The organism is Streptomyces sp. NPDC002467 (genome assembly GCF_042889825.1).
GTDB lineage: Bacteria > Actinomycetota > Actinomycetes > Streptomycetales > Streptomycetaceae > Streptomyces.
Genome location: NZ_JBIARJ010000004.1, coordinates 457,992 through 469,625, shown reverse-complemented (window position 1 = coordinate 469,625; position 11,634 = coordinate 457,992). Strand labels below are relative to the sequence as shown.

Below are 11,634 nucleotides of genomic sequence, written 5' to 3'. Positions count from 1 at the left end.
AGCCGGTGCGGGAACGCTCCTAGCGTGACGGGCGTACCGCGCCGCTCCGACGCGCGGACCAGCCACCCCGAATCGAGGAAGCAACCCCATGCCGTACATCACCGTGGGCCAGGAGAACACCAACCCCGTCGAGCTGTACTTCGAGGACCAGGGAGCCGGGCAGCCCGTCGTCCTCATCCACGGCTTCCCGCTCGACGGCCACTCCTGGGAGCGCCAGAGCGCCGCGCTGCTCGACGCCGGCTACCGCGTGATCACGTACGACCGCCGCGGTTTCGGGAAGTCCTCGCAGCCGACCACCGGCTATGACTACGACACCTTCGCCGCCGACCTGAACACCGTGATGGAGTCCCTCGACCTGAACGACGCCGTCCTGGTCGGCTTCTCCATGGGCACCGGCGAGGTCGCCCGCTACGTGTCCACGTACGGCTCCGGCCGCGTCGCCAAGGTCGCCTTCCTGGCCTCCCTGGAGCCCTGCATGCTCAAGAGCGACGACAACCCGGAGGGCGTCGCCCCGAAGGAGTTCTTCGACGGCGTCGTCGCCGCCGTCAAGGCCGACCGCTACGCCTACTACACGGCCTTCTTCAACGACTTCTACAACCTCGACGAGAACCTGGGCACCCGCATCAGCGAGGAGGCCGTCCGCCACAGCTGGGACACCGCGGCCGGCGGTGGCTCCTTCGCCGCGTCCGCCGCGCCGGCGACCTGGTACACCGACTTCCGCGCCGACATCCCCGCCGTCGACGTGCCGGCCCTGATCCTGCACGGCACCGCCGACCGCATCCTGCCGGCCGAGGGCACCGCGCGCCCCTTCCACAAGGCGCTCCCGGCGGCCGACTACGTCGAGATCGAGGGCGCCCCGCACGGCCTGCTGTGGACCCACGCCGAGGAGGTCAACACCGCCCTCCTCGCCTTCCTGGCGAAGTGACGCCGCACCGTTGACCCACCGGGTGACGCCGGAGCCCCCGGCGTCACCCCGGCCCCCGGTTCCCCCCCGCGCGGGAACCGGAAGAGCTCAGGAGAGCAGACACCCCATGCAGTTCGGCATCTTCACCGTCGGGGACGTGACCCCCGACCCCACCAACGGTCGCACTCCGACCGAACGCGAGCGCATCAAGGCGATGGTCGCCATCGCGCTCAAGGCCGAGGAGGTCGGCCTGGACGTCTTCGCGACCGGCGAGCACCACAACCCGCCGTTCGTGCCCTCGTCGCCGACGACCATGCTCGGCTACATCGCCGCCCGCACCGAGAAACTGATCCTGTCCACGTCCACGACGCTGATCACCACGAACGACCCGGTGAAGATCGCCGAGGACTACGCGATGCTCCAGCACCTGGCCGACGGCCGCGTCGACCTCATGCTGGGGCGCGGCAACACCGGCCCGGTCTACCCGTGGTTCGGACAGGACATCCGCCAGGGCATCAACCTCGCCAAGGAGAACTACGCGCTGCTTCGCCGGCTGTGGCGCGAGGACGTCGTGGACTGGGAGGGCACGTTCCGTACGCCGCTCCAGGCCTTCACCTCGACACCGCGGCCCCTGGACGGCGTCCCGCCCTTCGTCTGGCACGGATCCATCAGGTCCCCCGAGATCGCGGAGCAGGCCGCCTTCTACGGCGACGGCTTCTTCCACAACAACATCTTCTGGCCGGCAGACCACACCCGGCGCATGGTGCAGCTCTACCGGCGCCGGTTCGCCCACCACGGCCACGGCCGGCCGGAGGACGCCATCGTCGGCCTGGGCGGACAGGTCTTCATGCGCAAGAACTCCCAGGACGCCGTACGGGAGTTCCGTCCCTACTTCGACAACGCCCCCGTGTACGGCCACGGCCCGTCGCTGGAGGACTTCACCGAGCAGACCCCGCTGACCGTGGGCTCTCCCCAGCAGGTCATCGACCGGACCCTGTCGTTCCGGGAGTCCGTCGGCGACTACCAGCGCCAGCTGTTCCTGATGGACCACGCGGGCCTGCCCCTGAAGACCGTACTGGAGCAGCTCGACCTCCTCGGCGAAGAGGTCGTGCCCGTCCTGCGGAGGGAATTCGCCAAGGGGCGTCCGGCCGACGTGCCGCAGGCCCCCACGCACCCGTCCCTCCGAGCCGTCCAGGAAGTGTCCGCCGCATGAAGCTGACCGTCGTCTCCGCCGGGCTGAGCACCCCCTCCTCCACCCGCCTGCTCGCGGACCGGCTGGCCGAAGCGGTCCGCGAGGAACTCGCCGCCCGGGGGCGGGCGCCGTCGACCGAGGTCGTGGAGCTGCGCGAACCGGCCGGCGACATCGCCCACCACCTCGTGACCGGATTCCCGTCGCCGCGACTGAGCGCCGCGATCGACGCGGTGACGGCGGCCGACGGCCTGATCGTCGTGACCCCCGTGTTCGCGGCCTCCTACAGCGGCCTCTTCAAGTCCTTCTTCGACGTGATCGATCCGGACGCCCTCTCCGGGAAGCCGGTCCTGATCGCGGCGACGGGCGGCACCGCCCGCCACTCCCTGGCCCTCGAGCACGCCGTGCGCCCGCTCTTCGCCTATCTCCGCGCCGTCGTCGTCCCCACCGCCGTGTTCGCGGCCTCCGAGGACTGGGGCTCGGGGGGAGACGAGTACACCGACGGTCTGCCCCGCCGAGTCCGCCGGGCGGGCGCCGAGCTCGCCGCGCTCATGGCGGCGCGCCCGGTCGGCGAAGAGCCCGAGGACGACGTCACGGTCCTCGAACGGCAACTCGCCGACCTGCGCTTCGACTGAGACGGGCCCGTGGGCCGGGCGACGGCGGGGTGGTGCATGTGGTCCATACTGTTCCGCCGTATGAGCGTGAACCGAGTGACGACGAGGACCGTGCCCGAAGAAGCCGACCGCGTACGGACGCCCCTCCGCGGCAGGGACGCCGAACTGGCTTTCATCGAGGCGCGGCTCGACGCGCTCGACCGGGGCGAAGGCGGGATCGTCCGCGTCGAGGGCCCCGCCGGCATCGGCAGGTCCAGGATCCTCGCGGAGGCCGCGGCAGCCGCGGGACGGCGCGGGACGAGGGTGTTCGAGGGAGCGGCGGACCCGGACGGACAGTTCGTGCCGCTCGGCCCGCTCCTCGAAGGCGTGCTCGCCGACAAGGGGCAGCCGCTGTCGGGCGTCGTCCGTCTCCGGGACCTCGCCACGACACCCGGCCAGCGGTTCTGGCTGCTCCAGGAACTGGGGGACCGCTTGCGGGAGACCGCGGGAAAGGGCCCCCTGCTCGTCGTCCTCGACGACCTCCAGTGGTGCGACGACCTGACCCTCCTCACCTTCCACACCCTCGCGGCAGGACTCTCGGCGCACGCCATCCTCTGGCTGGTCGCCGTGCGCGGCGGCAGCGTGCCTTCGGGAGTGCGCACCGCCCTGGACCGGATCCGGCAGGCAGGCGCACACGAGCTGGCGCTGGGAGCGCTGGGGGACGGGGCGACCGCACAGATCACCGAGGACGTCGTGGGCGCCCCTCCCGACCCGGACGTCCTGCGCGTCGCCCGCCGCGCCGAGGGGGTGCCACAGCTGCTGGTCGAGCTGATCGGCTCGCTACGGGAGGACGCGGCGGTGACGATCGCGAACGGCATGGCCAGGCTGTCCGCCGGACCCCCGGCCCCACGGGTGCTTCCCTCCGTCGCGCACCGCCTCGACCAGCTGTCGGACGGGGCCCGGGAGTTGGTGCGGACGGCGGCCGCCATGGGCGGCCCTGTCACCGTCGCACAACTCGCCGAACTGCTCGGCAGGTCCTCCGCGGCGCTCATCACGGCGGTCCAGGAGTCCCTCGACGCCGATCTGCTCGCCGAGAGCGGCGATCGCCTCGCCTTCCGCCAGGACCTGATCCGCGAGTCGGTCGAAGCCGGTCTGCCCCTGCCCCTGCGCCAGGCCCTTCGCCGGCAGACCGCCGGACTGCCGCCGGGAAACGCGGCCTCCCCCGTCGACCGTCCAGGGCCGGCGGAGCGATCGGAGCGATCGGAGCGATCGGAGGGGCCAGTGGGGCTGGGAGACGCCGAGGAGGCGGACCGGCTGCGCACCGAAGCGGCGGAACTCGCCGCCACCGCTCCCGGACCCGCAGCGGAGCGCAGCCTCAAGGCCCTGGAACTCACCACCGCGGCGGCTCCGGAGCGGCCGCGGATCATAGCCGAGACGATCCCGCTGCTCTGGCAGACGGGCCGGGCCGCCCAGGCGCGCGAGCTGGGAGCCTCCGCCCTGGCGGCCGGCGGTCTCGGACCCGAGGACGAGGCGCTCGTACGCCTCGCCCTGGCACGCCTCTCCGTACCGTTCGACTTCTCCGAGGCCGTCCGGCAGGCCCGCGCCGGGGCGGAACTCCCCGGGATATCCGCGACCGCGAGGGCACGGCTGCTCGCCATGCTCGCCATCGGACTGTCGATGTCGGGCGAGCACGCGGCGGCCGAGCAGGCCGCCGCGGAGGCGTGGGAGACCGCGGCGGCAGCGGGGGACCGTACCGCCGAGGCCACGCTGACGACCGTCCGCTCGGCGGTCGCTTTCCACCGCATGGACCTGACCGAGGCGTTCCGGCAGGCCGAGCGGGCCGCCGCGCTGGCCGACGCCCTGGGCGTCAGCACCTCGCTGTGGGTTCCGGAGGCCCTGTGGTACGCCCTCCTGTCGAACACCACCGGACGCACCGCGGAGGCGCTCGCCGTCGCGGAAGAGGGCATCCGGATCACCAGGGAGCAGGGCCGGACGGCCGCCACCCGCATGTGGCTCATGACCCGCACCCGCATCCACCTGGAAACCGGACGGCTGACGGACGCCCGGGCCGACGCCGAAGCCGCGTCCCCGGCGGCCGACGATCCGGGCCCGGGCAACCTCGCCGACGTCACGCTCCGGTACGTGATGCTGCGCGTCGCCCTCCACACCGACGACCGGCGGACCGCGGAAGCGTACGCGGCGGAGGCGAGGCGCATGCGGAGCGACGCCGCGCCCGTCGTCCGGCACTTCGGCACCTGGATGCTGGCGCTGATGGCCGACTTCGAAGGCCGGCCCGACCGTGCCATGGCCGAACTCGACACGGTGATGACGTCACCCGCCGAGTCCCGGCCCGCCTACGCCGGCCTGATCGACCCCGCCGACGCCCCGGTGCTCGTCCGAATGGCGCTGCGCGCGGGCAGGCACGAACGGGCCGCGCAGGCGGTCGCCCTGGCCGAGAACCGAGCCGCCCTCAACCCCGAGCTCACGTTCCTCACCGCCACCGCCGCGCACACCCGCGGGCTCCTCGACAACGACCTCGCCTCCCTCGTGCGCGCCGTCCGGCTGTACGAGGGCTGCCCTCGGGTGCTGGCCCGGGCGTCGGCGCTGGAGGACGCCGGACGCAAGCTCGCGGCCACCCGTGGGTCCGAGGCGGTGCCGTACTTCGAGACGGCCCTCGCGCTCTACACGAGAGCGGGCGCCGAACGGGACGTCGCCCGCGTCCGCCGGCGCCTGCGGGCCGTCGGCGTCCGCCGCCGACCCTCGACGTCCGGACTCTCCGATACATGGCCCGAGTTGACGGCCGCGGAGCTACGGGTGGTACGGCTCGTGGCGCGAGGGCTGACCAACCAACAGGTGGCCGAGCAGCTCTCCCTCTCACCGCACACGGTGAGCTCGCACCTGCGCCGGACCTTCACCAAGCTGGACGTCACCTCGCGCGCCGAGCTGACCCGGCTGGTCAGGCATCGTGACAGCGGAGAGTAGTCGCTTCGTATCCCACGTGGGCGTCGTGGCAATGGACGATTCATGCGATGTGCCGTCGTCGTCGTTTCCTCAGACTGATCAAGAACCGCGGAATGCAGAAGTCCGCGGGGAGCAGTTGATCGAGAGAGGAACAGCGCATGACCGCAAGGCTCCAGCGAGCCCGCCCCGGCAGCCCCGAACTCCAGGCACTCGTCGACGAGCTCGCGGAGCGGCTCGGCCGGTCCGTCGCCGTCGACGACCCGCTGGTCCGCATGGTCTGCACGAGCCGCCACTTCGGCGACGAGGACCCGGTCCGCATCGGCACCCTGTTGCAGGGCCGCGCCGACAACGCGACCATCCGCCACGTCCTCGCGCAGGGCGTGACCCGGTGGTCCCGAGCCGGATTCATCGACGGCCGTGACGATCTCGGACTGCTGCCCCGTTACGTCGTGCCCCTGCGCGAGCGCGGGCATCTCCTCGGACTGCTCGTCGTGGTCGTGCCCGAGAAGACGCTGGCGGAGCACGAGACGCGTGCCATCGCCCGTGCCGCGGACGCGATGGCCGCCCAGATGTACGGGGAGCACATCGCCACCGACACCCGGAAGGCCGACGAGCGGGACCTCGTCCTCGAACTCGTCGGCACCGACGTCGCCGCCCGTACCTCCGCACGTCGCCGGGGCAGGGAACTCGGACTGCTCGGAGCGGCCGAACACGTCCTGGTCACCGTCGTCCAGTTGAGCTGCGCGACCGAGCTCGGGCGACAGTCCGAGGTGGCCCTGTGGGGAGCGCTGGAGGGGTTCCGGCAGACGCGTTCGGCCCGGGGCCTCGTCGCGATCGGCAAGGAGCGCGCGACGCTGCTCCAACTCCGCGACCGCCCACCCGGCCCGGACGAGGTCGCTGCCCAGTCCGCTCGCATCCTCGATGAACTCCGCACCTTCCTGGGCCCGTCGGCGGATCCCGTGATCGGCATCGGTGGCCGGCACCCCGGCCTGGACGACGCGTGGACGTCGTACGAGCAGGCGCTCGTGGCGGCGCGTGCGGCACGCCGACTGCCCGCCCTGAAGAGCGTCGGTGACTGGGAACTCCTCGGGGAACTCACCGTGCTGCTCCAGCTCCCCGAGCACGTCCTGAACACGTCCCTGGTCCCGAAGGCGCTCCGCACCCTGACCGAGGCGCATGGCGGCGACCGCCTGCGGGACACCCTGCGCTGCTTCCTCGAACACGGGGGATCGATTCCCAGGACCGCGGGCACGCTGGGAATCCACCGCACCTCGCTCTACTACCGCCTGCGCCAGATCCGGGAGATCACCGGACTCGACCTCGACGACGGCGCGAACCGGCTCACGCTCCACCTCGGCCTCAGGGTCGGGGAACTCCTCGCCCCGGGCGACGACGCGGCCGCCTGACCACGGCCTCGCTTCGACAAAGCGAGGAGGATCCACGGCCCGATTCCTACAGCTCGCGGTGGTGCGGGCAGCGGGCCCCATTCGATGATGTTCGGGACGGGCGGGGGCGACGCACCGCCTCTGACCAGGGAAGAGGTCAAGGAAGAACCCCCGTCCCCGAACCGAACCTACGGCAAGGACCCCCATGCCCCACACCCTGATGTCGCGCGCGCCCGAACGGGTGCCCGAACGGGTGCCCCGGCAAGCGCCGGCGCCGCCCGGGTGGCTGGTCCAAGTACTGTCCGAGATGCCGGACACGAACGACCGGAACCACGTGTACCTCGGCGTCCATGTCCGTGGGCCCGTCACCGTCGACCACGGGCGTGCCAGGACCCCGCTGGAGCCGAACGACCTGGTCTTCTGCGACCCGGCCCGACGGCACCTGCTGCAGTTCGGCGAGGACTGCCAGATGATCTTCTTCCGGGTGCCCCGCTGCTATCTGGGCGTCACGGAGTCGGAACTGAACCGGGTGCTCGGCGTACCCGTACGCGGAGGGGAGGGGATCGGTGCGCTGGCGTCCGACTTCCTGACCGCGCTCGCCACCAAGGCGGAGTTCCGCCGGTCCTCGATCGGGAACCGGCGTGCCCGCACGGCCGTACGTCTCCTCTCCGTCCTGGTCATGGAGCTCCTCGAAGCCGACACCACGGACGAGACCGACGACGGGACGCTGTCCCGCATCCACGCCTACATCGAAGAACACCTGATGGACCCGGACCTCTCGCCGGAGTCGATCGCCCGCGCCCACCACATCTCCGTCCGGTACCTGCAGAAGCTCTTCCAGAACGACCGCAGCACGGTGAGCCAATGGGTGCGGCAGCGCAGGCTGGAGTTCTGCCGACTCGAACTGGGCCGCTCCAACCGGCGCATCACGATGGCCGCAGTGGCCCACCGCTGGGGCTTCAGCAGCCCCTCGCACTTCAGCCGCACGTTCCGCGGGGCCTACGGCATGAGCCCCAGCGAATGGCAGGCCCTGGCGACCTCGGCCACCACACCCACGACGGCCGACGCCCAGGCCGACCGAAGGCGCTGATCCGCGCGTGCGCCGCCATGACAGCGCGGATGCGCGCACGTACAAGTGCCGCCGGTACCACGGCCCTACGGTGAACAACCGTCGCACGAACCTCTCGCCGAATCCCGGGCCGCGCCCTGACCGTCCTGACGACGCCCCGCACGTGGCCCGAACCCGAGAAGAGAACCCGCATGCCCCACCCCACCGTCGTCCTCGTGCACGGGGGCTTCGCCGACGCGACCGGCTGGATCGGCGTCATCGCGGAACTGCGGAGCAGCGGCATCCCGGTGATCGCTCCGTCGAACCCGCTGCGGGGCCTGACGTCGGACGCCGCCTACCTCGCCTCCGTCCTTGCGCAGGTCGACGGCCCGGCCGTGCTCGTCGGCCACTGCTACGGCGGTGCCCTGATCACCGTGGCCGGCGCCGCGGAGAACGTCGTCGCCCTCGTCTACGTGGCCGCCTACGTGCCCCACGAGGGTGAGAGCCTCGGCAGGCTCCAAGAGAGCTTCCCCGCGCCCTCGTTGACGGGCAACCTGAAGGAGTGGACGTACCCGCTCCTCGACGGGGACTCGGCGGTCGAGGTCACCATCGAGGAGACGGCCTTTCCCTCCGTCTTCGCGGCGGACGTGCCCGAGGAAGTCGCCGGCGTCCTGGCTGCCGCCCAACGCCCGCTCGCCACAGCCGCCTTCACCGAGACCGCGTCCGCTGCGGCGTGGCGGACGAAACCGTCCTGGGTTCTGGTGGCCGGGGCCGACCGCACGATCAGCCCCGAGGTCCAGCGCTTCGGCGCAGCACGGGCCGGAGCCGTGGTCGTCGAACTCCCGCACGCCTCCCACGCCGTCCTCCTGTCCGAGCCCACACAGGTCGCAGACCTGATCAGGGACGCGCTACGGGCGACGAACTGACCGAGGGCCGGCGAGACGACAGGAGCGGACGACTCCTTGCCGTGCATTCCGCCCGGATTCTCCTCACGGGGCTTCTGGGGCGTGACCCGAGGTTCGCTCGCGCTGAGTCGATCAAGCCAGTGCGCCGGCTCGCTACAGCCAGTCCCGCTTCTTGAAGATGACGTACAGGCTCGTGCAGACCACCGCCATCAGCAGGATCGCGAAAGGGTAACCCGCTGCCCAGTGCAGTTCCGGCATGACCTCGAAGTTCATGCCGTAGATGGTTCCCACGAGTGTGGGTGCAAACAAGATGGCGGCCCAGGAGGAGATCTTCTTGATCTCCTCGTTCTGTTCGAAGCCGGCTTCCGCCAGGGCGCGCATTTCGGCGTTCTGTTGTTGGGAGACCAGGGTGGCGTTCACCGTCAGGATTTCCGTGAGGGCCTGGCGGAAGCCGTCGACGCGTTCGCTGGTGTGCGTGACGTGGTCCGCCACGTCGCGGAGGTAGCGCTGGAGTTCCTCGTCCGTGCCGTACTTCGCGAAGCCCGCCATCAGGCCGTGCAGCATGCCGACCAGGGGGCGGGTGGCGCGTTGGAACTCGACCATTTCTCGTGAGAGTTCGTAGATGCGGCGGGAGACCGCCGGGTCGCCGCGGAAGACTTCCGTCTCGATCTCGTCGATGTCGGTCTGGACTCCCTCGACGACGGGGGCGTAGCCGTCGACCACCGCGTCGAGGATCGCGTACAGGGCGGCCTCCGGCCCCAGGCGGAGGAGCTCCGGCGTTTCCTCCATGCGGTGGCGGACGGTGGAGAGGTCCGGGGCGCCGCCGTGGCGGACCGTGATCAGGAAGTCCGGGCCGACGAAGACGTGGAGTTCGCCGAAATCGACCTCCTCCTGGGCGTCGAGGTAGCGGGCCGCGCGCAGGACGACGAAGAGGGTGTCGCCGTACCGTTCCAGCTTGGGGCGCTGGTGGGCTTCGAGGGCGTCCTCGACGGCGAGTTCGTGGAGGTTGAACTCGGCGGCGAGGGAGTGCAGTTCGGGTTCCGTCGGGCGGTGCAGGCCGATCCAGGCCATGCCGTCGGGCTCCTCGCGCAGCCGTCGGAAGGTGTCGGCCAGGGTGGTGGGGGAGGCCACGCGGCGGCCGTCGCGGTAGACGGCCGAGTCGATCACGCTGCGGTGGTTCTGGGGAGCGGGTGCGGGCGGGGCCGGCTGGGGGGAGGTCGGTGACCCCGGCGGGGGCGTGGCCGGGGCGGCGGGGCGGCGCCAGCCGGTCCGCTTCGCGGCGGATGGCGAGGGGCGGCGGGCTGGGCGCTCCGACATCGCAGTTCTGCTCCCGGTCGGACGTGTGCTGCTGGGTTTGCGGGCAATGGGCAGGATATAGGGCATAAGGCGTGAGGGGAGGGGGAGGGGGAGGGGTGGGCGCGGGAGTGAGCAGGGGAATCGGGGTTGCGGACAGAAGGTGTCCGCAAAGGGGGCTAGCTTGCTGTCATGGCTTCCAGGACAGCACTTCCCGTACTCGACACCCGCGCTCTGAACCGTGCCACGCTCGCCCGCCAGTTGCTGCTCGGCCGCGTCGAGATGTCCGCGCGTGGCGCCGTCGCGCACCTCGTCGGGTTGCAGGCGCAGAACGTGAAGCCCCCGTACTTCCAGCTCCACGCCCGCCTCGCCGGGTTCCGGCCCGCCGAGCTGGCCGGGCTCATGGAGTCCCGCGAGGTGGTCCGCATGGTCACCATGCGTTCCACCATCCACACCCACACGGCGGACGACGCCCTGACCCTGCGCCCGCTGGTCCAGCCCGCCCGGGACCGGGAGGTCAACTACTTCCGGAAGGGGCTCGTCGGGGTGGACCTGGACCGGCTCGCCGGGCTGGCCCGCGCGTTCGTCGAGAGCGAGCCGCGCACGATGGCCGAGATCCGGGAGGAGCTGCTCAAGGAGTGGCCCGACGCCGACCCGCAGTCGCTGTCCGTCGCCGCCCGCTGCAGACTGCCGCTGGTCCAGGTCACGCCCCGGGGAGTGTGGGGGCGGGCGGGGCAGGTCCGGCTGACCACGGTCGAGAACTGGCTCGGCCGGCCCGCCGCCGAGCCCGACGCGTCGCAGGCCGTGGACGACGTCGTACGGCGCTACCTCGCCGCCTTCGGGCCCGCCTCCGTCAAGGACATGCAGACCTGGGCCGGTCTCACCCGGCTGCGCGAGGCCTTCGAGCGGCTGCGGCCCGGCCTCCTCGCCTTCCAGGACGAGAACGGCGTGGAGCTGTTCGATCTGCCCGACGCGCCCCGACCCGCGGCGGACACGCCCGCCCCGCCCCGCTTCCTGCCCGAGTTCGACAACCTGCTCCTCTCGCACGCCGACCGCGGTCGAGTGATCACCCCCGAGGGCAAGGGACGCTCCTGGACCGGCAACCAGGCGCACTGCGTGCTGCTCGTCGACGGGTTCCTCGCCGGGCTCTGGGGGCTGGACGGGGGGCTGCTCACCGTCGAGCTGTTCGACGGGAAGCCGTCCGAGGCGCGCCGGGCGGAGATCGTCGCGGAGGGGGAGTCCCTGGTCGAGCAGATGACCGACGGGAGCGGGTCCGGCGTGCGGTTCGCGTCAATCCGGGGCTGACGGGGCCGGCGGGGGCCTGGTGGCGGTTCCCCCGGACGCGGCACGATGCCT

General features: G+C 71.7%; 9 protein-coding genes. 8 read left to right on the top strand and 1 reads right to left on the bottom strand.

Features of this window, described 5'->3' with window-relative positions; translation table 11 throughout:
• The first annotated feature begins 88 nt into the window (after positions 1 to 88).
• The 7 genes from ACFYYJ_RS11765 to ACFYYJ_RS11735 all read left to right on the top strand — a co-directional run bounded on the left by ACFYYJ_RS11765 (position 89) and on the right by ACFYYJ_RS11735 (position 9,006).
• On the top strand, positions 89 to 925 hold the full coding sequence (locus ACFYYJ_RS11765; RefSeq protein ID WP_389131171.1) for an alpha/beta fold hydrolase: 837 nt from the start codon (positions 89 to 91) through the stop codon (positions 923 to 925).
• Between the two features lie 106 nt (positions 926 to 1,031).
• A complete protein-coding gene (locus ACFYYJ_RS11760) occupies positions 1,032 to 2,117 on the top strand; it encodes an LLM class flavin-dependent oxidoreductase (RefSeq protein ID WP_385121416.1) in 1,086 nt (361 codons plus the stop codon).
• A complete protein-coding gene (locus tag ACFYYJ_RS11755; protein WP_389131168.1) occupies positions 2,114 to 2,728 on the top strand; it encodes an FMN reductase in 615 nt (204 codons plus the stop codon). Before ACFYYJ_RS11760 ends, ACFYYJ_RS11755 begins: the two co-directional genes overlap by 4 nt.
• 60 nt (positions 2,729 to 2,788) lie before the next feature.
• Positions 2,789 to 5,668, top strand: coding sequence for an AAA family ATPase (locus tag ACFYYJ_RS11750; protein WP_389131165.1), 2,880 nt, complete (start codon positions 2,789 to 2,791; stop codon positions 5,666 to 5,668).
• A 137-nt stretch (positions 5,669 to 5,805) separates the two neighbouring features.
• Entirely contained in the window at positions 5,806 to 7,053 is a 1,248-nt protein-coding gene (locus ACFYYJ_RS11745; protein WP_389131162.1) for a PucR family transcriptional regulator, read from the top strand.
• A 184-nt stretch (positions 7,054 to 7,237) separates the two neighbouring features.
• Entirely contained in the window at positions 7,238 to 8,122 is an 885-nt protein-coding gene (locus ACFYYJ_RS11740; RefSeq protein ID WP_389131160.1) for a helix-turn-helix domain-containing protein, read from the top strand.
• A 170-nt stretch (positions 8,123 to 8,292) separates the two neighbouring features.
• A complete protein-coding gene (locus ACFYYJ_RS11735; protein WP_389131157.1) occupies positions 8,293 to 9,006 on the top strand; it encodes an alpha/beta fold hydrolase in 714 nt (237 codons plus the stop codon).
• 132 nt (positions 9,007 to 9,138) lie between these two features.
• On the opposite strand, the gene ACFYYJ_RS11730 is transcribed toward ACFYYJ_RS11735, so the two are convergent.
• Positions 9,139 to 10,302 carry a magnesium and cobalt transport protein CorA gene (locus tag ACFYYJ_RS11730; RefSeq protein ID WP_389131154.1) on the bottom strand — a complete coding sequence of 388 codons (1,164 nt, stop codon included), beginning with the start codon at positions 10,300 to 10,302 and terminating at the stop codon, positions 9,139 to 9,141.
• 168 nt (positions 10,303 to 10,470) lie between these two features.
• Here ACFYYJ_RS11730 and ACFYYJ_RS11725 point away from each other — a divergent pair, with 168 nt between their 5' ends.
• Positions 10,471 to 11,583, top strand: a complete 1,113-nt coding sequence (locus ACFYYJ_RS11725) for a winged helix DNA-binding domain-containing protein (protein ID WP_389131151.1) — start codon at positions 10,471 to 10,473, stop codon at positions 11,581 to 11,583.
• Positions 11,584 to 11,634 lie beyond the last annotated feature (51 nt).

Excerpts from the sequence above, each read along its gene's own strand:
- ACFYYJ_RS11765 (WP_389131171.1), top strand. The coding sequence starts at position 89 with ATGCCGTACATCACCGTGGGCCAGGAGAACACCAACCCCGTCGAGCTG.
- ACFYYJ_RS11760 (WP_385121416.1), top strand. The coding sequence starts at position 1,032 with ATGCAGTTCGGCATCTTCACCGTCGGGGACGTGACCCCCGACCCCACC.
- ACFYYJ_RS11755 (WP_389131168.1), top strand. The coding sequence starts at position 2,114 with ATGAAGCTGACCGTCGTCTCCGCCGGGCTGAGCACCCCCTCCTCCACC.
- ACFYYJ_RS11750 (WP_389131165.1), top strand. The coding sequence starts at position 2,789 with ATGAGCGTGAACCGAGTGACGACGAGGACCGTGCCCGAAGAAGCCGAC.
- ACFYYJ_RS11745 (WP_389131162.1), top strand. The coding sequence starts at position 5,806 with ATGACCGCAAGGCTCCAGCGAGCCCGCCCCGGCAGCCCCGAACTCCAG.
- ACFYYJ_RS11740 (WP_389131160.1), top strand. The coding sequence starts at position 7,238 with ATGCCCCACACCCTGATGTCGCGCGCGCCCGAACGGGTGCCCGAACGG.
- ACFYYJ_RS11735 (WP_389131157.1), top strand. The coding sequence starts at position 8,293 with ATGCCCCACCCCACCGTCGTCCTCGTGCACGGGGGCTTCGCCGACGCG.
- ACFYYJ_RS11730 (WP_389131154.1), bottom strand. The coding sequence starts at position 10,302 with ATGTCGGAGCGCCCAGCCCGCCGCCCCTCGCCATCCGCCGCGAAGCGG.
- ACFYYJ_RS11725 (WP_389131151.1), top strand. The coding sequence starts at position 10,471 with ATGGCTTCCAGGACAGCACTTCCCGTACTCGACACCCGCGCTCTGAAC.